The organism is Enterococcus sp. DIV0756, assembly GCF_051710745.1.
Lineage (GTDB): Bacteria > Bacillota > Bacilli > Lactobacillales > Enterococcaceae > Enterococcus_A.
In genome coordinates this window covers 522,387-544,998 of sequence record NZ_JBIOLF010000002.1, presented here as the reverse complement: position 1 = coordinate 544,998, position 22,612 = coordinate 522,387, and the positions used below count along the sequence as shown (strand labels likewise).

Below are 22,612 nucleotides of genomic sequence, written 5' to 3'. Positions count from 1 at the left end.
AACATGCCTGTTATTCCAATCAGAGTAAGCGATGATGAAATGGAATTACTGAAAGAATTCGCTAAATTTGAAAATGTTTCTGTGTCTGCCTTGCTACGAAATGCCACTTCTGAAAAGCTAGAAGATCAATACGATATAACCATTGCCGAACAAGCCCTGAAAGAACACCAAAAAGACCCTAAAACAACGTCTCTAAAAGACGTGATGAAGGAGTACGGTTTGTAAGATTATGGCAAAAGAATACTCAGTCGAATTAACGAAGCGATTTCAAAAAGAGTTGAAAAAGATAGATAAATTCTCAGCGAAACTCCTATTGAAATGGTTGGCTAAGAATATCGAAGGCTCAGACAATCCGAGATTACGGGGTAAAGGATTAGTAGGAGATAAAAAAGGGATTTGGCGGTATCGAATAGGAGATTATCGTATTCTGTGTGAGAGTAACGATGATAAGTTAATCGTACTGGCTCTGACAGCAGGGCATAGAAAGTAAATTTACGAATAAGAATGAAGCCCTTGTCACACGACAGGGGCTTTTCTGTCTGTGCTAGGATTGGAACCTGAAGAATGATTAGTGTTGGAATTAAGGAGAGATTGTGATGCAAAGTAAATTAGAAGAACTAGCAATCAAAAAATAAATCGTTGGACAAGATGAGTCAGGCTCGTTGATCAACAAAGGGATTTGATTCATGCGGAACACGCCGAAGGAAGAATCTACAGAATTAATTATTTTTAAAATGGCTCCACAAAGATGATAATCCTTGGAAAATAAAAATAACAAAAAGCCATCGAACATATTCAAAGAATATTTCCGAAAAACTAGGGTCATAGGAAAGGTGACGATTATATTTTTGAAGTAACAACATTACGGGAAGGATAAGAGAAACAAAGAAAATCAATAATAGTTTTTTGATAACTTTGGTTTTCATACTTTCACCTCGACAGACGTTTCACCAATTATACAATTATTCTCTGTAATCAGGAAGATAAATCAAAAGAACTACGATAACTGGGGCTATCACGGAAGTTTTAAATAAAACCTTTATAGAAAAAAGATAGCACAAGAATCGTACTATCCCAGGTTTGCTGTTTATCTGTTGACAATTTTTCTCCAACCAACTTCAAGCAAGACTATTTTTATGAATAAATAAAGAAAAAAGAGAAATAGAATTAATTGAATTGGGATATTGATCTTTATAGCCCAAGTCAAAAGAAGCAATATCAGAGAACTAATTCCGATGGTTAACCATGTCTTCCCGAAAAATTTGTTTGAATACTGGAGGTATTTTTGCTTATCAACTTTACGAAATAAATATGTAATATCGTTCCATGGAGTGTGAGGCGTAAATATTGAAAGACTGCCAAAGAAACCCATAATACAAAGACCAATAAGTAAATACTGAAATTCTTCCATATTAACTCGCCCCGATCCGTTTTACATTATATTATCACTGACAACTAAAATTGAAAAGGTGAATTCAAGTGATTAATGATACAAGAAAGGATTCGAATTTAGAAATTACTAAGAGACTTATAATCAGAAGAAAAGGCTGAAAAAGAACTTCCACAATCGGAGGAAATTAAGTAGGAAAGTTCGCTAACTGGGGCAATAGCGGAAAAATTATCGTAAAAAAACGTAGCCTAAAATAGTTAATTAAGCAGTAATTATAAACATGAGAATAATCAAAAGGGTATAAATGAGCAGTCCCAATGGATTTCTCGGATTTATTGTTAAGCCATAGCCTATTGGTCTAGATACAAATAATTTTTTTTGCTCTTTGGGAACTAGAATTAAAACAAGGATGGCATTCATACTAAGAACCAAAGCTATGATAATACCAATGTAATTGATGTTCAAGTTTGCTAGCAAAGTGTTTTTTAAAGTGTAAAGAATAATAAGAATTATCGCTAATATACCTAATGCTATACCTATTACTTTGTTCTTACTCATTTAAAAACCTCCAATAATTACTCAACTTTAGGATAGAGCTATTGTTTTTGTAAGTCAATACGAACTAGATTATCAGAGGAAACAGCTCAAGACTGGGGCTATCAAGCAAAAAAAGATTTGAAGACAATAGAAAAAGGCAATCGCTTAAAGATTGCCTGCTAGGTAGTGATTAATTGAGTTAGCGATAGTGTCAGAAAAGAAAACTATAGCAGTACCTGCTAGTGAAATAAGAAAGGTGAAATTGAGAAATACAGCATTAAGAATCACAATGAGTATACCGACATAAAAAAATATATTTGGTTTAAGCCGACTATTCCACTTCATATTATTCACCTCTTTAAACTAATTATAGTGTATGTAAACGAACCATAAAATAGGGCTTTAGTACCAATTATTAGGAATTACACTATTGGAGAATATATCTACAAATTATTGACTATTTGTTCAACATTATTGTGGACCATATTTTTTCCAAAATAAATCAAAAGCTTCCGACCTGATTTTTCCACACAGTATTCTATACCGTTTTCCCGTATCTCTATCTTAAATGTATATAGGGTAGAGGGCGGGGGGGGGTGGATTTTATAAACTGTTTTCATACGAGAACCGAAAGAAACATCGATTTTCCTTATATTAAAGACACGCTTTCGGAATTTACCTAAATTGTAAATGATCAGTTGTTGATCATTGCATTTAATTGTTGTGATTTGTACGGATAGAACTAGCAGCATTATGCAAATAAGAGGTGGAAAAAACAACCAAAATTCTAGCTTTATTGCATAGCCATAAATAAATGCAGACACCAACCAAATAATTATTGATATAAAACAGACAGAAAAAACCAAGAGATAACGCCAACTCCAAACAACAATTTTTTTCATAGAATCTCCTTATAGGAATTAGTAACTAACAAGAAATTAGTATATCAAAAAAATAATTTGTAAAGGAAGATTATTATGAAATTTTTGGACAAGTAACGGAGGAAATTAGGTAGGAAAGTTCGCTAACTGGAGCTATCAAGTAGGAAAGTAAGAATGAACAGTTAAATAGGAAAATTAATCGATTTTGTAGATCAAACAGATTAGATTAAAGATTTTTGACATCAACATTTTTTGCTCCATTTCTCCAATGTTGACAGCTTGTGAATTGGCTTTGTCAGAAACAATACGTATGGATAAAAAGCTTATTTTATTCAAAAAGCAACATTGGGCTATTGAAGCTGATTCCATGTCAACACAATCAATGTGAAAGTCATTTATTAAAGATGTCCTTTGTTTATACGTGGTGACGAAACCTTCACCTGTACCAAAAATACCCTTTTTTAATGAAGGATCATGTTTTGAGAACGAATGAATTACATCTTTATCCGCTTCGTAAAAGAGTTGATAGGGAAATTTAAGTTGCGATTGCTTTTTTCGAATGTCGTAATGACAATACTTCTTACCGAGATAAATATCTGATAAAGAAGAATTAGAGGATATTCCTCCACAAATACCGATATTAAGAACCAGATCTGGAGAAAATTTATCAATTAATACTTGAGTAAAAATGGAACTATTTGTTTTGCCCTGACCGGAACAAAGTAAAACAAATTGATGGATACCTTGTTTTGAAACATAGAATTTTCTACTTAGATATTCGAATATTTGTACAGGAGCTAGTCTTTCTATTAACGGTTGGATTTCCAAATCCATAGCAGAAATAATTCCAATTTTCATAATAGATCCTCCAAGATGATTTTAGAAAATTGTATCATAAAAATTATTGAAAGATGCGAATGAAAAAGTCCACAAACGGAGGAAATTAAGTAGGATAGTCCGCTAGATGGAGCTACCGTGGAGGTAATGTTGTTAGGATAGTTAAGAAAATAGTTCAAATGCAGATAAATCGAGTTGAATAATATGTATTTAGCTAATGAGAATTCTATAGATTGTTGCACGTCTTTTGGATACATCAGTTCAAAGAATAGAACAATATAGGGTGTAGCAAATCAGCTGTGCTAATTTAGAAAGTCTGCTTTTTCAGGCAACTATTCCCGAATACTAGAATAAAGCGCAACACCCAGCAAATCTAAGCTGGGTGTTTTTGTTATGTATCAGGTGTTAACATTGACTTTTAAGCTATTTTAAGTTATTATACAAACATGCTTATATTGGCTTAAAAGGAGGCATGTTTATGATTCAAAAGAAACGACTTGAGTTAATTTTAGAGGAATTGAAGATGCGTGGAACGCTTAGTTTGAAGGAAATTGTTACCCTAACAGGTTCTTCACGAGATACAGCAAGAAGAGATATTGTCAAATTAGCACAAAATAATGCTATCGATCGCACATACGGTGGAATTAGTTTGCCCAATACCTTTAGTCGTTTAGATGAGTATCTGGAACGTACTGAAGATCTCAGTGCTGAAAAAGATATTCTAGCAAAAACTGCTAGTAATTTAGTAAAAGATAATTCCCATATTTTTTTAGATATTTCGACAACGGTCAGTTGCATTCCAAGACATATAAGACCTTATGAGAATGTCATAGCAACGACAAATTCATTAGATATTACCGATCAACTATTGAGAAATACTAAATGTAAAACTAAGATTTTAGGTGGAACCGTCGATCCTATCAAACGAAATGTCGTTGGAACGAAACCCATGCTTGAGCTGGATTCATTTATCTTTGATGTTGCCTTTATGAGTGCCGCTGGAATCACAACTTCAGGCATTTATTACGCTTACGATGAAGATATAGATTTCAAAAAGAAGATAAGAAAACAGTCCAAACTTGTAGTTTTACTAATTGATAATACAAAAATCGGATTAAGTCATAACTATAAAGGTTTAGATTTCGAAGATATTGATTTTCTTGTTGTAGAAAGTCGTCTACCAGATGATTTAGAAAGAACAATATCAGATAGTAATGTCTCTATAATAAATTCAAAGTGGGTGCAAACATGATTAAAACGGTATTATTTGACGTAGATGGAACAATCTTAGATACAGAATTTGTCATGATTAAATCTTTACAAAAAACTCTAAAAGAAGAGAAAAACTTGGACGTTCCAGAAGAAAATTTAGAGTACATCTTAGGTATACCAGGTAAAAAAGCAATTGAACGGTATTCATTATCTGGAGAGGAAGCTGATGAGTTACACGCATGTTGGTCCGAAAATGTTAAACAATACTCTCATCATGCGACTTTGTTTCCTCAAGTGGAAGAATCATTGACTGAGTTAAAAGAAAATGGGATACAAATTGGGATCGTTACATCCAAAACAAATGAAGAAATGGAAAATGAATTTGAACATTTTGGTTTAAGTAAACTTTTTGATATTTCAGTAACTGCCTCTGATACAACGAAACATAAACCTAATCCTGAACCAATTCTATATGCATTAAATGAATTAGGAAGTTTACCCGAAGAATCAATTTACATAGGTGATTCAATCTATGATATGCATAGCTCACAATCAGCTGGAGCTAAATTTGCGTTAGCAAAGTGGGGAGCAAAAGAGAACCCACTATTCTCAAGTGCAGACATTAGGTTAGAAACTCCTTTAGAAATATTGCAATATTTAAAATAGACCACCTTACTAAAGGTTTATGCATGGCACTTTCAGTAATTCAACTTAAAAGATAGTCTTAAATCCAAAGAGTAGAGAAACTATGAATACTATAAGACTATCCAAACATTACCTTAAGAGGATATATTCCTTAAGAAATATGGATTTTAACGACTCTTCGATACATGGAGTTGGTGAAAATGACCCCTAGAGAATCCAATCTCTCTAGGGGTTTTGGTGTACAAATTATTCTTATCTGCAAAACAATAATAACAAAATTCGAACAAGACTCAATGGATTGATCGTAAACGAATATTGTCGTGAAATAAGTGACTAGAACAGATAATCTCAGATTCACGGATGTAACACAAACTGTGTGTGTTACACTCGATTTAAGAGAAAACGGAGCTTAATAATCCAATTTAAACGAAAAATAGTCAACTAAAGTTATGGAAATCCAACCAGTTCGTATGATCAGAGCTTATTGTGATGAGAAAAGAATGGAGCGGTTCATGGTGAAAAAGTTTGTATTCGCTTTTTTAGCAATAATTAGTATTGTGTTCATCCTATTGCAAGCAGTTGAAGCAGACAAAATGAAATACAAAGATATTACAGGTACTTGGGTTAATAAAGAAACGAAAAAAGCAGTGGATATTAAATACAATAAAGGATTCTTGTATCTTGACAATAAGCCACTTGAAATAATAGATAATCAAGAGGGTGAAAAATCAAGAATAGAAACGATCAATAAAACAGAGGGTGTTTCGTATACTTTTCTTTTAGAAAAAAAGGATGAATACCTGTTGATACTGTGTGAACTTAACGATGCCGCTTTGAAACCCATTGAACTAATAAAGGATGAATAAACCTTTTATCCTATTGTGATCATTTTACTGATACAATTTTCGATAATGGCAACTGAGTTAGCCACCTAACTTTCAATAAAACAGAAAGAGTAGCGTTCTTATTTCGTTTTGATAGTAAATTACTTCAGAAAAAATGGACGAATCTCAAGGACTCGTCTACTCAGTTAAATAAAAAAAGGGAAACTGGTTCATCATATTCGGTATTCTCACTAAATCATTGAGTCGAACGAATGTTAGGGTCGCATCTAATCAGTTATATTATACTGCCTTCAAACAATCTAACTAAAACAGGTGGTGAAAAGTACTATATATCGTAAAAATACTCATGTATATTATAGGGATATTCAACAGATTAACGGATTGTTTCAGCAAGGGATTCGTTAAAGAAGAAAGATATGCAGGAGGTTGTGACCGCAAAGGCCAGTATCGACCATCTGATCGGTCTCACGGACGCGCAGAAAAACAAGGAATAGGAGCAGTAGCGATGGTGAGCAACGTAAGGCGGAACGTCGCCACTCTTCGGGCTAACTTGGCCCGAAGTTGCCGGGTTTGGGGAGGCTCCCCAACAAGCAATTTTTGAGTTTTGGTCGCAGGGCAAAATCTCAAAAATATACAACTTTTAAAGCCAGTTAGTATACGCCCCCCGTCTCCAAATAAAAAACCTCGGATTTCTCCGAGACTCCAAACGGTAGACAACACTCAAATATTGCCTTTTTTTGCTTCATTGATTTCAATAATAAAGGAAAAGAAGAAGGTAATTGTAGCTAACCAGATCGTGTAGATTCCTAAGAACTGATTTATGAAGGCGAGGGAACAGGCGCCCACTATAAAGGCCGTAACAATGATTGTATAATTCTGTGCACTTCGTTTTCGATTGACAGTCATTGCCTTATTTTTTGAAGTGAAATAGCTGTACCACTCTGTTAACATTTTTCGATAATTCCCTGAAGTCATCATAATCGTGTAGGGATTATCTTCCACCTTCACACCTGTAAATGTCAGCATAAGTAACCCAGATCCAAATGCTAGAACACCAATTTTAGGCAGGTAAAATTGTTCCGGGAGTAGAGGGATTGCTAAGCTAGAAAAAATGACCGGTAACATTGTGTAACAACGCCAATAACGGCTAAAGTTACTTCGCTTAATCCATGTGCCAACTAGAAATCCAATGGTAAATGATGCGATGGATAATAGCTTCGGCAGTGTTTGATACCAATTATTATCCGTCATGTTCGAGGCGAGTAGGATGACATTCCCCGTTTGTGTAGCGACTAACCCATGAAAGTAATTGTGCGAATACACATCGATGGCGCCACCCGAAAAAGTCATCAGGATTGCAAATAGGCGGCTCTCATTAGAGACTGTAGCAACGTTGCGAAAAAATTTAAACATATAGTTTCCCCTTTTGACGGTCAGAATGAATGTAGTAAAAATGAGTACTTCTAAAAGTTTAGTATAAGTGCCAATTTATGTAAAAGATTAACGATGTGAGGGAGATTTATTCCTCCCGAAGAAGACTCATTCTACTATGGGACGTAAGAGCGCAGACCGCCGTATTGAATAATTCCGAAAAACTTGGGCTATAGGAAAAATGACGAGAAGGAATGGGAATACAGGCCCACTCGACAACATGAAATGTGATGCTAACATTTAAGCCCGAATACTAGAATAAGTGCAACGCTCAGCAGCTTTCTGTTGAGCGATTTTTGGTTAGATTGACATTCCGATAAAATTTAGTTAGTGTACTAATTAAATAGGGTAAGGAACGGATTTAAATGGAGGATATTCATGAATACAGGCTATTTATTAATGAACATTTCAAAAAAATTGAAGTATGAACTCAATCAGGCTTTGTTAGAAGAAGACATCACTGTTCAGCAATGGGCCGTTCTACAACAAATCGATCAAAGAAAAGAGATCACAGCTACCGACTTAGTTCAATATCTTGATATGGATAAGCCCACGGCATCAGGTATTATTCAACGACTTGAGAAAAAAGAGTTACTTGTAAAGAATGATAATCCGATGGATAAACGTTCATCCTTATTATCCTTAACGACTTTAGGGAGAGAACGGTTGGAAAGATGTAAAAAATTGAGTGATCATGTTCTAGAGGTACATTTGAATGTTCTATCTGAAGAAGAGCAAAAAAAATTGAATCACTTACTATTAAAAATAAGTTTGGAGAAGAGGGCGTAGTAATGGAACGTATACTTATCATTGGGGGAACAGGTAATATCGGTTTTCCATTGATTGAAAGTCTATCCCAAAATAAGGATATTTTGATGACCGCAGGTGTTCACGACCTATCGGCGGCAGAGAAGAAATTGAAAATTAGTAAAAATGTGACAATCAAACCGTTTGATTTTCTTGATCCGCGTACTTTCCATGAGGCGTTCTTAGGAGTGACTAAAGTTTTTTTCATTCGACCGCCACAGCTAGCTAAACCTAAAGAAGATATGGCACCTTTTTTAAACTATGCGCAGCAGCAAGGCATTCAGCAAATTGTTTTTGTCTCACTCATTGGTGTCGAAAAAAATCCTGTTACTCCCCACCACAAAATCGAAAAGATGATTCGCCAGATGGCGTTACCTTATACATTTATTCGACCAAGTTTCTTCATGCAAAACCTAAATACCACGCATCAAGAAGATATTCGAGTCAATCATGATTTATTTATTCCAGCGGGTCGTTCCAAGACTAGTTTTATTGATACTAGGGATATTGGAGAAGTTGCAGCGGTTTGTCTAACAGATCCAACATATCTGAATCGAGAGTTGGAGATTACAGGTCCTGAAGCGTTAACCTATGAGGAAATCGCAAAAGAAATGAGTACGATTCTAGGAACCACTATTTCTTATAGCCAACCGAGTCTATTAAAATTTCGACGAGTCATGATTGAACGAGGGATTCCAAAAGATTATGTGAATGTTATGGTCATGCTGTATCTGATTACTCAAATGGGAAATGCTAAAAAAGTGACTACTGATTTGGAGAAAGTTTTGAAAAGATCCCCTAGAACCATTCAAGATTATATTCGAGATTATCAAGAGTATTTCAAAGCATAAAAAAAGTGCAACACGAAGGCTGCACAAAAAGGTCGCTAGTAGTTAAGTAGTTTTTACGAACTCAATGACTTGATACTGATCTATGTCCTCTCTAGGCTCAAAAGCGAGAGCAATACTGCCATTATTCATATAATAGGCGTACACCCGCGTATCGTCGCCATTGAATGGATAGAAAAAGTCCTTTGTGGCCGCATTCGTGATCGTCGCTAGTTTGAGCTCTGTATTGATTTTTACGTTTTTCACTGTAGAGTGCTCGTTTACTTTTACCGTTTTGGTCGGAATAGTTGTGGCCGTAAGAATGGCGTATTGCGTATCACTAAAGTTAGGCGAATCATATTCAATCCGGATCGTTCCTTCAGTTTCTGTCGGCAACAGAAGAAAAGACAGTGTCCCATAATTTCCGCTGTACCGATTCTCATTAGTGAAGGGAACCGCATAGTCAAAACGATTATTCTGCTCGTCACTTTCAGTAGATGTCCTCGTGCTGCTTTCAGTGTTTGTCGAGGAAGTATTTGTACTAATGGAAACCGTGCGCTTTGATTGTTCCTCTTTTTTATTGAAGGGACTCATTAAGAATAAACCAAACAAAACCAGCATGGATAAAACTACGACTAGTATGAGCCATTTAAATCGACGATCGTTCTTCATTTGCTTATGTTGATTTCTTTGCATGACTGCACACCTCCACTAGGACTCGTTTCTCTTATTATAGCCAGGAAATCCTTGGAAATGAAAGTTATCTTACTCAATGATGATCAGCAAAGCCATTCCTCAAATAATATTTGCCTTCCGAACAAGCAAACAAAAAATGAACCCCCATCTTTCTTTAAGGCTGGACGATATTAATCGTCCGGCCTTAAAAAAGGTCTTTTTGCAGCATGTCATACTCTAGCTTGGTATATGAATGAAAAAGCAGTGCTTCGTTGTAGCGTTTGGTCAGTTTTCCATAAGGGATGGAGAAGGTTTCAAGCAGCGGGCGTTTCGCCAATTTATTTGAAAAGGGCGAGTCAGACATAGGAAGGTAGTGGCTCGGTCTATCCCCGCGATTTGTAAAGTAGAAGCACTCTCTGCGTAAGGTCGCAAACGCCAGACAGGTAACATCGATCCGTTGCATTGCACTGCGGAGCTGAATCGGCAGACAAATAATCTGACCAGAATGAAAGGTCGCAAAAAGTTGCCCCTCATAGTATTCAAGCTCATGGATTCTCAGGGGATTGATCCAAAGTGTGTTGCTGATGCCTTCTAGGGGACAGAGGGCAAAGAAAGGATTGAGCCACGGAGATTTATAGCCGCCAAAGGACCCGAAGGAGCGAAGGCAACTGCTCATGACTGTATAATCAGCGAAGGAATAATCCGCTGCGTATTCCTGTAAGGCTTCAAACGGGTTCTTATCACTATAGTAGTAACGGTCTGAAGCAATAATCAACGATCCTTGTTCATAAGGATTCGGTAAGATACAATCGATTTCTTTAATATCCAAGGGAATAAACGGCTCTGCATTGGTCAAGGTAATATCCCAGATAGGCGATTCCCCGTATTCATCAAAATAATAGACTCCATTACGAAACTTGCACTTTGCATCAACAGTTGACATAAAAAATTCCTCCTCAAAATAAAAACGTTTTCTTAATAAAAATATACCGCAAAATGCGAAGTTATTTTTTCTTTTTTTTGAGAGAAATTCAGTAAAAAAACATAAATGTATTCATAGATAGAAATAGTAAATATAAAAAGAGTTATATTAAAAAATTCGTTTCAAAAATATAATAATTGAATATAATAGGAAAAGCATCTTCTTAAACAAAAAGAAGATGCTAATTTTGTCATATTAAATTTATAACTTAAGAAAAGAAGCTACTTATTGCATAAATATTTCTTAGTCTTATGAAAACTAAGGAATTGCTGTGGAAAACGTTTATTATTTTAATTATTTCATTCTTTATTAATTAAATTATAAATTATCTGCGAGGTGAATGCAATATTCTTTTTCAAAATAATCAAAATAGAGACAATCGCTCATCGAAATTTCAGTTTTCTGAGTAAATTCGGAGTGATTCACAGAGAAACTTTGTTTTTTTGACAATTTTTCTTTTAACCGTCAAAAAAGCCGTCAAATTAGCTGAAAGGATCAAACAAATGCGTAGAGGTGAAAATATTTATTTACGAAAAGATGGTCGTTGGGAAGGGCGCTATATTAAAGGGAAGAAGGCGAATGGCAAGGCAAAGTATGGTTCTGTCTATGGAAAATCTTTCCAAGAGGTTCGTTCCAAATTATATCCATTAAAAGCCAAATATCAGTCGATTAGAGAGAGGCAAGGAGAAGCTTCCATGACGTATCAAGAATGGGGAAATTACTGGTTCACTGAGATCAAATCAGAAATTAAGCAATCAACCTATTCCAACTATGAGTACAAGTTGAAGCATTATGTCTTTCCTGAGATCGGTGAGTACAGTCTGAACGAGTTAAACGAGATGGTCGCTCAAAGACTGTTTCAAGCATTAAAGGAGAAACAATTAAAGACTACAACGATTCGAGCAATCTTTCGGATTATCAATCAAACGATGAATTATGCGATCCGAAAAAAGCAGATCAAAGAAAATCCTTTCCTATTAATACGATTTCCGAAAGTATCTCGTATAAAGCAACAGGCATTAACAAAAAAAGATCAGAAATGCTTGGAAAAGCAAGCCATGCGAGAGAAAAAGGGAAAGGGAATTCCGGTCTTACTTGCCTTACATGCGGGACTTCGAATTGGTGAAATCGCAGCACTTAAGTGGCAGGATATTGACTTTGAGAACAATCAAATTTCGATTCATTCCACTTATCAAAGGGTTCTTAGTAGTGACAATATCTCTCGAAGAACCTCATTGATCTACACTCGATCTAAGACAGAATCTTCGGTACGAGTCATTCCATTAAGTCAGATACTAAAGAAAGAATTACTTGAACAACAAAAACAATTAAGAGGAAGGTATGTTTGTTCAAATAATGACCATCCAGCAGAGCCAAGATTATTGACCTACCATTTTCACAGAATTAGAAGGAAAGTCCACTTGAATGATGTCCACTTCCATCAATTGCGGCATACATTTGCGACTCGCTGTGTGGAAAGCAATGGTGATATCGTGAGTATTAGCGCACTTATGGGACATAGTTCCTCTAAGATGACCTTGGACACCTATGCGGATGCAATGATGGAACAACGGATACAAGTAGTTCGTCAAATGGAAAAAGCCATATCTTAAAAGCGTTTTCAAAATTATGGAAATTGCTGTTAAGAGAGGCTTTTTTTGCTTTTTCGAGGTAAGCGTTTACTTTAAATAACTTGTAAAATCAATTAATTGCTAATTATTTTGTACAAAATTCCTTGTTAGAATCCTACTTAAAAAATTTTTTTTGAGAAGAATCTTGTTATTTCACAAGGCTAATTACCGTCAGAAACCGTCAGGATGTTGAATAAACGCCTGAGTGACAACTGTTACACGAATGTTCTTAGTTTTCATAAGACTAAGAAAAGAAATCGTTTATTCATCTAAGAAAGTATAGCACTCCAAAACGGCCAGTGCGGTTAGAGTTAGCTGAGTTTTCTGAAAAAATAACGTTTGCATTATTAGAAGATGAGTTAGGGAGGAAGAGGTATGTTTGGATTTGGCAATCGCCAAAAAAAGGATGACTTTACCGAGTCGAATCAAGAGGAGTTCTTTTTCGATGAATTCGAAGAGGACTATGACGAAGGATATGACCATGATCCTTCGTATGAGGAAGAATACGATCGACCACAAAGGGAAGCGCCTTATGAAGCTGGTCGTGAAGAGCGTTCTGCGAGAAAGCCCCGCTCAGAAAAAAGAGAGACTACGGATTATTCCGAATCGATGCAGCAGGAGATTAGTCGACTGCAGGATACAAATGATCAACTAAAACAGCAGCTAGAGGTCAAACAAAATGAGCTGAATAAACTAGCGATGACGTTGACTGAAAAAGAAAAGCATTATAAGGAAGAAACACAGTCAGTGATAGCAAAGCAAACCGAAGCAGAAAAACAAGTGAATGCTTTAACTGAGACGATAAAAGAGCTGGAGGATCAGTTAGCAAAAGCCTTAGCAGAAAAGGATCATTCCTTAGAAGAGGCGAAGCAACAGACCCGCGCCATGGAAGAGGAGCTGGCAAGTATCCTGATCAATACGCGCAAGCAAGAACGGGAAACATTGGATCGAGCGGAATACGAAGCCAATACGATCATTGCGCAGGCCAAGCAGGAAGCCCAACAGGTCGTCCATGATGCATCCTTGGAACTGCGGGTATTAAAGCAGGAAATTAAGAATTATCGCAAACGGCTGCGTAGCGTGCAAGAGGAGAACAGCAAGTTCTTCAATAAACTACTAGCCAATAGCGAACATTTATTGGATGAAGACTAGGAGTAAGGAAGATGAGTAAGCAAACCGCGATCCAGCTGGCGATCTATCCGACCCCAGCATCCCAAACAGGAACTGTTTTGAAGGAGATTTCCTTGTACGACTCCTTAGAAGAGGCTTGCCGCTATGTCTACGCCGCTAAAGGTGTGCTTTCTGACGCACAACGACGCGTTATTCAGGAGCATTTCCAAGAACTGTTCAAACTAATGGATTCCCGTTATCACTTGGAGGTTTGGCTGGAAAAAGCTTTCTCCTATGACGACTATTGGCAGCTGCTTCATCAATTCTTTCCGCAATTTGCCTGGATACAGGTTCGGTTGGAGGAAAAGAGCTACGGACGCGCGGTCTATCGCTTTGAATTCATTCCATTAGTCTTACGGGAAAAGGAATTTCCCTTCGCGATCCATCTAGAGGATAGCTTAGCACAGCAGTTTGGGCTTTCACGAGAAGAGGCAGTGCCTCAGGCGGAAAAACTGCTGGTGGAGCTGGCGGAAAAGAGCGACCAGCCAAAGAAGGCAGAAAGCAATCCTTCTATTAAAAAGGAAAAAGCTTCTTCTGAAAAAGTTTCTTCTATAGAAGGAAACAGAGAAAAAAGAACCAAAGAAAATAGAGAAGAAAAACAACTAGCGACGAAGCAGGCAGATAAGCAAGACAAAGATAAGACGAGTAGCGGCAAGAATTTTCCTTTATTCAAGGAGAAGAAAGAAATTCAACAGCTCCAGCAGCTCAATCAGCAGTTAGAAATGACGATCGAAAAGCTAGAACAGTCGATGCTCTATAGCGGGATTCGCTACTTTGAACAAGAGGGAAAAGAAGAAGAGGACTGGGACAAGCAACTGACCATCAGCCTGCGGGAATACACCTACTTGATGCAGAAGGCCAAGTTTTTAGAACAGGTCTGGCAGTTAAACGGCGAACTCGTCGATAAGACCGAGAAGATGACCATCAACGGCAGTCAAATGATCTATGAACGCAATCAGGTCAAGAAGATCAAAGACACGCTGACCAGTCAAGATATTCACTACGTTCTATATGAATGTCAGCTGATTGAATCCCGAGTGAAGGTTCGTCCGCGACCGTGGTTCCGCAAGCCCTACGTCAAACTAATGAAAATGGACTACAACAATCTCTTAAGCAAAGCAGCTTATTTCGACCTGATTCAAGGCGAAAGCGCGGTGTTGGAGCGAAGCTTAAAGCGACAGCGGGAATCGGCTGCCGTCAAAGACGCCGAGGAGGCAGATTGAGACAGTCGATGGAAACGGCAATTTTCAAAACGCTTGATCGGCATCGGGGTGCTGAGTTATCTGGTATTTTTCTTTGTCTTTCGCAGCTATTACTGGTACTATCCGACCTTTTCCGTTCACGGAGAATCCATGCTGCCCACCTTTCATGAGTCAGAGGTGGTACAGGTCTGGAAGCATCGCACACCGCAGCGCTTCGACGTGGTAGTGTTCCAGCCAATGGAAGAAAACGAACCGATGTATCTGAAACGAGTGATCGGATTGCCAGGCGAACAGGTCGCTTATCGTCAAGGGATTCTTTACATCAATGAACAACCAATTTCAGACCCGTTTGCGCGCCTCACTGAGGACTTCGAATGGGCGATGATTCAAGCACATCCCATCCCTGAAGACTGCTACTTCGTTCTTGGAGACAATCGCATGATCTCCAAGGACAGTCGCAGCTTCGGGGTGATCTCAGAAAAACAAATTCAAGGAATCGTAAAAGAGGAGACAAGCAGACATGAAGACAATCCAAGAAAAAATTGAATTTTACACCTTTTTATATTGGGTCTACGGAATCTTCTCTTTGTTGGTGGTCTTAGGAGTCATAGGTTTAGGAGTGATGGCGTATGTGACGAAATTTCAAGAAGTGGTGACAGTCAGTCAATTGTTTTTACTGGTGCTGCTAATGTTGTTTGCCCTGTATCTCAGAATGAATGCGCTGCATTATCACCGCTTAGTCATTCACCTGTCGCACCTGCCTAAACGTCGTCCGAACCGCCCAACTGCGAGGAGACCGGAGCATGAAAAGTAGGAAAACGGTTCTAGCACTCAGCACACTTTTATTTCTGAGCATCCTTAGTATTCTGGCTCTTCCCTTTCGACAGAGCCTGCTGGCAAAGACCGAAGAAACAGCACCGACGCATCAACCATCGAGTGCAGAAGTAGCCAGTCCTTTGCCCAGCAGTGAGCCTGCTGTTTCGGAAAGTTCTTCTATTAAAGAAGAGAGCAGTCGCGCTCCTGAAAAGGAAAGCAGTACGATCCCTTCGACGGAAGCTACGTCGAGTACAGATGATCGTGTCCCTGTTTCTTCTATAAAAGAGACAGAAGAAACGAAAGAAAAGACGGTCGCTTCATCAGCAGGAACGGAAAAAACAGCGTCAGAAAAGAAAGCAACTAGCGCAGCTCAGGCAACAGTCGCGCCCACTAGTGTGATCCAACCGCCAGCGACCAAACAGGAAGTCGAAGCGAATTACAACTTCTCTGTCGTGAAGAACCAGACGACACAGGAATTTATTGATTCGATTGGCGCGGATGCCCAAGCCATCGCGTGGAAAGAAGACCTATATGCTTCTGTAATGATCGCCCAAGCCATCTTGGAGACTGGTTCTGGAAATAGTCAGTTGGCACGCCCACCTTATCATAACTTGTTTGGCATCAAAGGAAGCTACCAAGGAAAACAGGTCAACTTCGCCACCCAAGAAGATAATGGCAGTGGTCAGCTGTACACGATTCAGTCAGGCTTTCGTCAATATCCCAGCTATAAGGAATCTTTGGAGGATTACGCGGCACTATTGAAAAACGGCATTTCCGGCAATACGAACTTTTACCAAGGTGTCTGGAAAGAAATTGCCAAAACCTATCAGGAAGCAACGAAGGCGTTAACCGGAAAATATGCGACAGATACACAATACGACAAGAAGCTGAATGCCTTGATCGAGACCTATCAGCTGACAGACTATGACAGCGATCCGGCGAAACGAGAAAAATCGGAGAAGGCAGACAAAGCAGAAAAAGCAACGACGAAGAAAGAAAAAGAGCCAAACGCAAAGGACAAAACAGAGGAAACGCAAGCAGCAGTCACCGAGAAGAACACGGCACTTACAGAAGAATCACTGCAACAGGTGAGTGAACTCCTGCCGATCCCGCAACGTCCAGCGAAACAAGTACCAGGCTATTTAAAAACACAATGAAAGAAGGGGTGCTATGGCTAATCAACGTGATTATCGCAGGCGAGACGACTACGAACCGCCAAGAAGACCGGCGAATCGCCGACCACCCCGCAGAGCAGAAGAAGGGGAACGTGGTCGACCACGAAACCGTGACCGACCAAGATATGAGGAGTTCGACACTCATCGCTACGAAAGAGAACGATCCACTCGCGACTATGACCGTTCACGCCCGTATCGTGAGCCGCCAAGTCGAGAAAAGCGGTACAACGATTCCTACAACGATCGAGGGTCCCAACCAATTAGAAGGTATCCAAATCAAGAGAGAAATTATCCGCCGCAAAATTACGGAAGACCGCGGCCGCAGGGATATCCGCGACAAGGAGCGAAGCCCTATCCATCAAATCAATTGAAACAAGCGCGAGATTCAACCTATAAGAAAGCATTCCTGTTTGTTTACAATCTGGTGTTCTATACCGTGATGATCGGGATCATCTTAAGTGCCGTGATGTTTTCCTTTAGCGAGAAATCCAACGCGGCGATCATGGGCTATCGGTTCTATCAAGTCTTGACCAATTCGATGGCTCCATCGGAAGGCGCCTCAAAGGGTGGCTTTTATTCTGGGGATATCGTGATCGTCAAAATGATGGACGGTTCGAAGGTAAAAGCTGGCGACATCATCACATTTCAAGTAGGTGAAGGGGATCGGTATCTGACCCATAGAATGGTGGAACGATTAGACGAGTTAAACGGTGAAAAAGGGGACTACATAGTGACGAAAGGGGATGCCAATCAATCGGCTGATCCGCCAATCTCAGCAGAGAGGGTCTTTGGGAAAGTTACCTTTGTGATTCCGAAAATGGGCAGCTTTTTAGCCTTTGTACGAGAAAATACATGGTTGTGCCTCGTCTGTGTACTTTCCACCTTTGGATTTTTCTTAGTCTTAAAGGCGTACTTTCTGCAGCCAGACAAAAAAGCACCACCATCGTATCCAAGAAGGGTATGACCATCTGTATCAAGTGAGACAGGTGATTATATAAAAATAAAAAATTAGGGGGACAAAGAAATGAAAAACAGCAGTAAAAAGAAAAAGTTGTTAGCGGTAGCGGCTGCCTTAGCCATTATTGCAGTGTTATCTGGGACGTTTGCCTGGTTGACTGCACAGGACCAGCGGATCAATAGGGCGGAGTCAGCGGCAGTCACGAAAGATGCTGTCAAATTAATGGAAAACTGGGAACCTAAAGCTTTGATTCCAGGAACTTCAGCGAAGAAAGAAGTTTGGGTAACAAATACAGGTAAGAATAATGTATTCGTTCGTGTATCATTCGAAGAAGTCTTAAAGCGCTTAGCAAGTGAAGGCGACATAACCTATGATGCCAATGGAAAAGCTACTGGGTTCAATCCGGATGAAAATAATATTGGGGTTGATGTTCCAGTGGAAGTGGATGTAACTGATTTAGTAAATAATGACGGCTATGAAGAAGTTACAGGAGTAGTCACAAATTTACCAGCGGATTGTATTATGTATGCCAAAGGTGGAAAAGTGATAGACCCGATTACAAGTGAACCATTCTACAATGACGAGTATCAAATCGTTCATCAATATACTAATGGTAAATATCAAGAAGTTACAGCGACAATATCAAAAACAGAATCTGCATCAAACAATGCAAAAGATTGGGCGTTTACTTTATCAGATATCGAATATGGGTATTATGCCAACGGCTTTGTCTACAATGTTGCAAATTGGGCAACTTCAACATTACCTGATGAAGATAATAATGTTTCTGGGTACTCCCTATTAGGAACAGAAGGAAATCGTTACGGGGTAGATTACAACTATGAACCGACTGCTAATGGATTAGGTGCAGGCTTTACTTTACCTATGAATCCAGGATTGATTGGTACAGCGGCAACTGATCAGTATCCAATTGCGGGTAGTGCCAATGTTAATAAAGGGGTCCAAGCAGATAAAGTTAGTATCGATAAAACGGATATCCGTATTCAATATGGGGCTGATATGCTCTCTGATACTTCTGCACTTGTAGATGGTAAGTGGGTTTATAACTCAGAAGATGGTTGGTTTTACTATACTCAACCATTGGCTAGTGGTGCATCTACACCTCATTTGATGGATAAATTAATCTTCCAAAGCACAATGGGTAAGGAGTATACCAAAGCTTCTTATGATTTGGTTGTGAAAATGGAAGCAATCCAAGCAACACCGGAAGCGTTGACTGATAATGCTGGATGGAAATTTGGAACACCGGCAGCAGGTACACCAACCAAAGCTATTTTAGACAAATTAACACCCTAATTTAAAGAAAATAGCTATATAAGGGGGGAGTGTGGCATTTGCGAACATTAGCGAAAGTAATCTTCTCAATAATAGGCTGCTTTTGTATTTTTGGATTGCCTATCTTTACCAATGCCGTGGAGACACTTCCTCCCGGCATGGTTATTGGTGATTCAGATGGTGTATATGCGACAGCTGAAGGGGAGTTCTTTGTCGATTTAGTCAATATCTTACCTGGAGAAACCTATAAAAAAGAAATCACCATCCGCAGTCTTGATCTAGAAGAACCATTTTCTCTAGGAATGTTGGCGGAGTTCAAGGATAGTAAGGGGCCGATTAATTGGAAAGATCATCTGACCCTTTCCTTGACCTTGGATGGTGAGGAACTTTATCACGGACCGCTTTTAGGGGATGGCAGTTTTGATTGGAGTCAGACACCGCTAGAGCTGGGTGTCTGCAAGTATGGGACGGACAAGATTTTGAAAGCGGTCTTTACGGCGGATTCCGAGCTGACGAATGAGCATTATCAAGAAGACAGTGAGACGACCTTCTTATGGACCTTTGTCGGAACGAAGGATCAGCCAACGGAACCTACGACGGAGCCAAGTTCGAGCACGGAGCCGACAACGTCGTCTTCAAAGGAACCGACAAAGCCTTCAACGACTCCGTCTCAATCTGTCCCACCCGCTCAAACGAAGAGCGACGGTACTTCTGGTAAGCAATACCCGAAGACAGGGGAGGATCTGCGAGATGCCGTCTATAAATTCTTAGCAGGAATCTTGTTGGTATTGATCGTCTTATTCCTATGGAAGAAGAAGCGAGAGGAGGAGCAGCGATGAGTCTAAAAGAGAAATGGCGGCATTTGTTCAAAGTCTTTTCCAATAGCAAAGGGCTCTTCGCCTGTTTTTCCATCGTATTAAGTTTACTGCTGATCATTGGAAGTACTTATGCATGGCTGACGGATGATGACCAGCGGATCAATCGAACAGAGGCGAATCGCAAAGAGCTTTCTGCTCGGATCGATGAGGATTTCGATCAGGTCTTTCATTGGGCTCCTGGGACGACCAAAACTAAAGCGGTGCGGGTCACCAACAACGGGGAAGTTCCAGCGATTGTGCGCCTTTCTTTAGAAGAGTCTTTCCTCAAGTTTAAGACCGATGTGACAGACAATCATGTTGGCGACCGAAATAAGAACGGTAATCTTGTGAAGTATCCTGATCCAATCGCCGAAGCGAATCAGGTCAAGCTCAAGGATACCTCGACGTGGCAGGTGGACAACTATTATGAGGTGTCCGCGAATGTCTTTCATAAAGTGGAGGCTGTCACACTGGGGAGTGACTATGTTTTCAGGGATACGACACGGCAGATGCCCTTAGAGGCGATCCAGCTGAATTTCCCTGCACATATCTACAATAGTTCTGGAGATGCTTCGGGACAAACGGACTATTGGTATTACGAAAAGGGCTATTTCTATTATTCAGAAGTCCTTGCACCAGGAGAGAGCACCAGTGATTTATTAGAGAGTCTGACACTTAATCCAGCGTATACCAATGAATTCAAAGGCGCTGTCTATAAGCTGGTACCGAAGATGGACGCGCATGATATTACCAGAAGTCTATTATCCGACTGGAATATTGATTCTGGGGATTATGTCCATAGCATGTACCAAAGTAAGCTGCATTAGAGGGGGAGAAAGATGAAGTTTAACCAAAAAAAACGTTTGTATATTCCACTGATCTTCGGACTTCTCCTTCTTCTGATCGGCGGTACGTATCTCGTGTATGCGGCAATGACCGCACAAGATGAGAAGCATAATTACTTTCAAGTCGGAGATGTAGAAACGAAGATTTTTGAAGAGCACTTCGAGGAGGACATGACTGAAATAGCAAAAGATATCTCTGTCCGCAAAGAGGTACGAATTGAAAATGTCGGCACCATCAAGCAATTCATTCGTGTGATGGTCCTGCCTGAAGTGAAGGGTACTATCACAGGTGATCCAGATCAACGGCAGCTATTGCCGTTAGTAGCAGGAAACCAGATTGTGTATAACGAGATGTCCAATAATTGGGCAGATGGCGGCGATGGGTATTATTACTATCTCAGGGCTGTTAATCCCAAAGCAAAAACCGACTATCTCTTTACCTCGGTCAAGTTAGCGGATAATTTAGCTGATCGGTATCACAATGCGGAATTTTCGATTTATTTGAAGGTCGAAGCGATTAATTGTGCCGAGTTTGCCTATCGGGATGCTTGGTGGCAAGGTAATACGCCGGGAGATGGTGATCCATTGAAGACAATAGATGAAACATTGGATGATTTGGTAGAAAACTAGACTAGAAAAGTTAGGGTGACAAAGGATTAAGAAGAATATTTGGACAATCGTATTCGGGAGTTATGTAATTTGTTGGCTATTTCGGGTGATTGAATATTTAGTCATTCGAACCGATCGAACAATCATCGGAGAAGCATTCTTGCACAAGCTTGTAGGGATTCTTGTTTTAGGTATTTGTTTGCATCTGTTTCATAGGAAATGGTCGGCGATAGGTTTTTCTGCAGAGGGATTCGGGAGGAATATACTATTTGGGCTTCTATTAGGAGTTGCGACCTTTGGCGTGGCGTATGGGGTGGAATACTTTCAAGCTGCTCAGAGTCAGTCTCCTGTAAAACTTGCGTATTTCATTACAGCGTATTCGGCAGAAGGAAATATCGGAACGCAAACAGGACCGCTATTTTTACTGATCTGTATCATCGGTAATTTGATTAATGTGGTGATGGAAGAAGGAATCTTTCGAGGTCTGTATGTAAAGGTATTGGAGCAGAAGTATTCCTTTATGGGTGCGGCTCTGATTTCATCTGGCTTATTCGGTATCTGGCATATTGCGGCGCCATTGCGTTCGTACCTTGATGGCGAGAGGAGTCTAACATCGTTCCTTTTATCTTCATTCGTGCAGATTCTTTTAACAGGAATCATGGGGCTACAGCTGTGCCTGTTAGTCAAAATCACGGGTTCATTGTGGGCGAGTATGGCGGTTCATTTTGTGAACAACTTTGTCGTAAATGTCCTGCATGTCGTTACCGCTTCAGGCTCAGATACGATGCAGAGTTTGCGAATCACGATTGCCCAAACAGTGTCATTCCTCTTTGTATTGGTCATTTTTATCATTCAGAAATCGTATCAAAGAAAAACATTTAGAAAGTAGAAGGATGTAGATCAGCTATATCCTTCTTGATCGATCAACACTCATGAGGTGAGTGTTTTACAAATAAAGCATTGATTTGATGAGTATTGGGAAGG

General features: G+C 39.4%; 25 protein-coding genes. 19 read left to right on the top strand and 6 right to left on the bottom strand.

What is annotated here, in order from left to right:
- The first annotated feature begins 3 nt into the window (after positions 1-3).
- Complete coding sequence (gene relB, locus IGI44_RS19095; RefSeq protein WP_438789522.1) at positions 4-225, top strand: type II toxin-antitoxin system RelB family antitoxin; 222 nt, start codon at positions 4-6, stop codon at positions 223-225.
- Positions 226-229: 4 nt separating this feature from the next.
- Positions 230-490: a type II toxin-antitoxin system RelE family toxin gene (locus tag IGI44_RS19090; RefSeq protein ID WP_438789521.1), complete on the top strand. Its 261-nt coding sequence runs from the start codon at positions 230-232 to the stop codon at positions 488-490.
- Positions 491-1,651: 1,161 nt separating this feature from the next.
- On the opposite strand, the gene IGI44_RS19085 is transcribed toward IGI44_RS19090, so the two are convergent.
- The 3 genes from IGI44_RS19085 to IGI44_RS19075 form a co-directional block, all read right to left on the bottom strand.
- Positions 1,652-1,948 carry a hypothetical protein gene (locus tag IGI44_RS19085; RefSeq protein ID WP_438789520.1) on the bottom strand — a complete coding sequence of 99 codons (297 nt, stop codon included), beginning with the start codon at positions 1,946-1,948 and terminating at the stop codon, positions 1,652-1,654.
- Between the two features lie 422 nt (positions 1,949-2,370).
- Positions 2,371-2,829 carry a hypothetical protein gene (locus tag IGI44_RS19080; protein WP_438789519.1) on the bottom strand — a complete coding sequence of 153 codons (459 nt, stop codon included), beginning with the start codon at positions 2,827-2,829 and terminating at the stop codon, positions 2,371-2,373.
- Positions 2,830-3,003: 174 nt separating this feature from the next.
- On the bottom strand, positions 3,004-3,666 hold the full coding sequence (locus IGI44_RS19075; protein WP_438789518.1) for a 5'-methylthioadenosine/S-adenosylhomocysteine nucleosidase: 663 nt from the start codon (positions 3,664-3,666) through the stop codon (positions 3,004-3,006).
- Between the two features lie 457 nt (positions 3,667-4,123).
- On the opposite strand from IGI44_RS19075, the gene IGI44_RS19070 reads away from it, so the two are divergent.
- From IGI44_RS19070 to IGI44_RS19060, 3 genes are all read left to right on the top strand, one after another.
- Positions 4,124-4,897, top strand: a complete 774-nt coding sequence (locus IGI44_RS19070; protein WP_438789517.1) for a DeoR/GlpR family DNA-binding transcription regulator — start codon at positions 4,124-4,126, stop codon at positions 4,895-4,897.
- On the top strand, positions 4,894-5,523 hold the full coding sequence (locus tag IGI44_RS19065) for an HAD family hydrolase (RefSeq protein WP_438789516.1): 630 nt from the start codon (positions 4,894-4,896) through the stop codon (positions 5,521-5,523). Before IGI44_RS19070 ends, IGI44_RS19065 begins: the two co-directional genes overlap by 4 nt.
- A gap of 491 nt (positions 5,524-6,014) precedes the next feature.
- Positions 6,015-6,368, top strand: a complete 354-nt coding sequence (locus IGI44_RS19060) for a hypothetical protein (protein ID WP_438789515.1) — start codon at positions 6,015-6,017, stop codon at positions 6,366-6,368.
- 699 nt (positions 6,369-7,067) lie between these two features.
- Here IGI44_RS19060 and IGI44_RS19055 read toward each other — a convergent pair.
- Entirely contained in the window at positions 7,068-7,760 is a 693-nt protein-coding gene (locus IGI44_RS19055) for a YoaK family protein (RefSeq protein ID WP_438789514.1), read from the bottom strand.
- A 396-nt stretch (positions 7,761-8,156) separates the two neighbouring features.
- Here IGI44_RS19055 and IGI44_RS19050 point away from each other — a divergent pair, with 396 nt between their 5' ends.
- Together IGI44_RS19050 and IGI44_RS19045 are read left to right on the top strand one after the other, a co-directional pair.
- Positions 8,157-8,567, top strand: coding sequence for a MarR family winged helix-turn-helix transcriptional regulator (locus IGI44_RS19050; RefSeq protein ID WP_438789513.1), 411 nt, complete (start codon positions 8,157-8,159; stop codon positions 8,565-8,567).
- A 2-nt stretch (positions 8,568-8,569) separates the two neighbouring features.
- Positions 8,570-9,436 carry an SDR family oxidoreductase gene (locus IGI44_RS19045; protein ID WP_438789512.1) on the top strand — a complete coding sequence of 289 codons (867 nt, stop codon included), beginning with the start codon at positions 8,570-8,572 and terminating at the stop codon, positions 9,434-9,436.
- Positions 9,437-9,478: 42 nt separating this feature from the next.
- Here the strand turns inward: IGI44_RS19045 and IGI44_RS19040 are convergent, their stop codons facing one another.
- Both IGI44_RS19040 and IGI44_RS19035 read right to left on the bottom strand, forming a co-directional pair.
- Positions 9,479-10,108, bottom strand: a complete 630-nt coding sequence (locus IGI44_RS19040) for a hypothetical protein (RefSeq protein WP_438789511.1) — start codon at positions 10,106-10,108, stop codon at positions 9,479-9,481.
- Between the two features lie 184 nt (positions 10,109-10,292).
- Complete coding sequence (locus tag IGI44_RS19035) at positions 10,293-11,030, bottom strand: hypothetical protein (protein ID WP_438789510.1); 738 nt, start codon at positions 11,028-11,030, stop codon at positions 10,293-10,295.
- Between the two features lie 542 nt (positions 11,031-11,572).
- Here IGI44_RS19035 and IGI44_RS19030 point away from each other — a divergent pair.
- The 12 genes from IGI44_RS19030 to IGI44_RS18975 all read left to right on the top strand — a co-directional run bounded on the left by IGI44_RS19030 (position 11,573) and on the right by IGI44_RS18975 (position 22,517).
- Positions 11,573-12,682, top strand: a complete 1,110-nt coding sequence (locus tag IGI44_RS19030; protein ID WP_438789509.1) for a tyrosine-type recombinase/integrase — start codon at positions 11,573-11,575, stop codon at positions 12,680-12,682.
- 393 nt (positions 12,683-13,075) lie between these two features.
- Positions 13,076-13,852, top strand: a complete 777-nt coding sequence (locus tag IGI44_RS19025) for a hypothetical protein (protein ID WP_438789508.1) — start codon at positions 13,076-13,078, stop codon at positions 13,850-13,852.
- A gap of 11 nt (positions 13,853-13,863) precedes the next feature.
- Positions 13,864-15,093 carry a hypothetical protein gene (locus IGI44_RS19020; RefSeq protein WP_438789507.1) on the top strand — a complete coding sequence of 410 codons (1,230 nt, stop codon included), beginning with the start codon at positions 13,864-13,866 and terminating at the stop codon, positions 15,091-15,093.
- A gap of 48 nt (positions 15,094-15,141) precedes the next feature.
- Complete coding sequence (lepB, locus tag IGI44_RS19015; RefSeq protein ID WP_438789506.1) at positions 15,142-15,618, top strand: signal peptidase I; 477 nt, start codon at positions 15,142-15,144, stop codon at positions 15,616-15,618.
- Positions 15,593-15,886, top strand: coding sequence for a hypothetical protein (locus IGI44_RS19010; RefSeq protein WP_438789505.1), 294 nt, complete (start codon positions 15,593-15,595; stop codon positions 15,884-15,886). The genes lepB and IGI44_RS19010 overlap by 26 nt, the downstream gene beginning before the upstream one ends.
- On the top strand, positions 15,876-17,045 hold the full coding sequence (locus IGI44_RS19005) for a glucosaminidase domain-containing protein (RefSeq protein WP_438789504.1): 1,170 nt from the start codon (positions 15,876-15,878) through the stop codon (positions 17,043-17,045). The genes IGI44_RS19010 and IGI44_RS19005 overlap by 11 nt, the downstream gene beginning before the upstream one ends.
- 13 nt (positions 17,046-17,058) lie before the next feature.
- On the top strand, positions 17,059-18,027 hold the full coding sequence (locus IGI44_RS19000; RefSeq protein ID WP_438789503.1) for a signal peptidase I: 969 nt from the start codon (positions 17,059-17,061) through the stop codon (positions 18,025-18,027).
- 60 nt (positions 18,028-18,087) lie between these two features.
- On the top strand, positions 18,088-19,338 hold the full coding sequence (locus IGI44_RS18995) for a hypothetical protein (protein WP_438789502.1): 1,251 nt from the start codon (positions 18,088-18,090) through the stop codon (positions 19,336-19,338).
- Positions 19,339-19,376: 38 nt separating this feature from the next.
- Positions 19,377-20,156 (top strand): cell wall protein, encoded by a 780-nt coding sequence (locus tag IGI44_RS18990; RefSeq protein ID WP_438789501.1) that lies wholly within the window; start codon positions 19,377-19,379, stop codon positions 20,154-20,156.
- Positions 20,153-21,001, top strand: a complete 849-nt coding sequence (locus tag IGI44_RS18985) for a BsaA family SipW-dependent biofilm matrix protein (RefSeq protein WP_438789500.1) — start codon at positions 20,153-20,155, stop codon at positions 20,999-21,001. The genes IGI44_RS18990 and IGI44_RS18985 overlap by 4 nt, the downstream gene beginning before the upstream one ends.
- A gap of 12 nt (positions 21,002-21,013) precedes the next feature.
- Positions 21,014-21,649, top strand: a complete 636-nt coding sequence (locus tag IGI44_RS18980) for a hypothetical protein (protein WP_438789499.1) — start codon at positions 21,014-21,016, stop codon at positions 21,647-21,649.
- 85 nt (positions 21,650-21,734) lie between these two features.
- Positions 21,735-22,517, top strand: a complete 783-nt coding sequence (locus IGI44_RS18975; RefSeq protein ID WP_438789498.1) for a lysostaphin resistance A-like protein — start codon at positions 21,735-21,737, stop codon at positions 22,515-22,517.
- The last annotated feature ends 95 nt before the right edge of the window (positions 22,518-22,612 follow it).

Coding starts and splice junctions, on each gene's coding strand:
- relB (WP_438789522.1), top strand. CDS start 4: ATGCCTGTTATTCCAATCAGAGTAAGCGATGATGAAATGGAATTACTG.
- IGI44_RS19005 (WP_438789504.1), top strand. CDS start 15,876: ATGAAAAGTAGGAAAACGGTTCTAGCACTCAGCACACTTTTATTTCTG.
- IGI44_RS19045 (WP_438789512.1), top strand. CDS start 8,570: ATGGAACGTATACTTATCATTGGGGGAACAGGTAATATCGGTTTTCCA.
- IGI44_RS19065 (WP_438789516.1), top strand. CDS start 4,894: ATGATTAAAACGGTATTATTTGACGTAGATGGAACAATCTTAGATACA.
- IGI44_RS19035 (WP_438789510.1), bottom strand. CDS start 11,030: ATGTCAACTGTTGATGCAAAGTGCAAGTTTCGTAATGGAGTCTATTAT.
- IGI44_RS19025 (WP_438789508.1), top strand. CDS start 13,076: ATGTTTGGATTTGGCAATCGCCAAAAAAAGGATGACTTTACCGAGTCG.
- IGI44_RS19085 (WP_438789520.1), bottom strand. CDS start 1,948: ATGAGTAAGAACAAAGTAATAGGTATAGCATTAGGTATATTAGCGATA.
- IGI44_RS19070 (WP_438789517.1), top strand. CDS start 4,124: ATGATTCAAAAGAAACGACTTGAGTTAATTTTAGAGGAATTGAAGATG.
- IGI44_RS18980 (WP_438789499.1), top strand. CDS start 21,014: ATGAAGTTTAACCAAAAAAAACGTTTGTATATTCCACTGATCTTCGGA.
- IGI44_RS19010 (WP_438789505.1), top strand. CDS start 15,593: ATGAAGACAATCCAAGAAAAAATTGAATTTTACACCTTTTTATATTGG.
- IGI44_RS19055 (WP_438789514.1), bottom strand. CDS start 7,760: ATGTTTAAATTTTTTCGCAACGTTGCTACAGTCTCTAATGAGAGCCGC.
- IGI44_RS19040 (WP_438789511.1), bottom strand. CDS start 10,108: ATGCAAAGAAATCAACATAAGCAAATGAAGAACGATCGTCGATTTAAA.
- IGI44_RS19090 (WP_438789521.1), top strand. CDS start 230: ATGGCAAAAGAATACTCAGTCGAATTAACGAAGCGATTTCAAAAAGAG.
- IGI44_RS18995 (WP_438789502.1), top strand. CDS start 18,088: ATGAAAAACAGCAGTAAAAAGAAAAAGTTGTTAGCGGTAGCGGCTGCC.
- IGI44_RS18985 (WP_438789500.1), top strand. CDS start 20,153: ATGAGTCTAAAAGAGAAATGGCGGCATTTGTTCAAAGTCTTTTCCAAT.
- IGI44_RS19000 (WP_438789503.1), top strand. CDS start 17,059: ATGGCTAATCAACGTGATTATCGCAGGCGAGACGACTACGAACCGCCA.
- IGI44_RS19060 (WP_438789515.1), top strand. CDS start 6,015: ATGGTGAAAAAGTTTGTATTCGCTTTTTTAGCAATAATTAGTATTGTG.
- IGI44_RS19080 (WP_438789519.1), bottom strand. CDS start 2,829: ATGAAAAAAATTGTTGTTTGGAGTTGGCGTTATCTCTTGGTTTTTTCT.
- IGI44_RS19020 (WP_438789507.1), top strand. CDS start 13,864: ATGAGTAAGCAAACCGCGATCCAGCTGGCGATCTATCCGACCCCAGCA.
- IGI44_RS19030 (WP_438789509.1), top strand. CDS start 11,573: ATGCGTAGAGGTGAAAATATTTATTTACGAAAAGATGGTCGTTGGGAA.
- IGI44_RS19075 (WP_438789518.1), bottom strand. CDS start 3,666: ATGAAAATTGGAATTATTTCTGCTATGGATTTGGAAATCCAACCGTTA.
- IGI44_RS19050 (WP_438789513.1), top strand. CDS start 8,157: ATGAATACAGGCTATTTATTAATGAACATTTCAAAAAAATTGAAGTAT.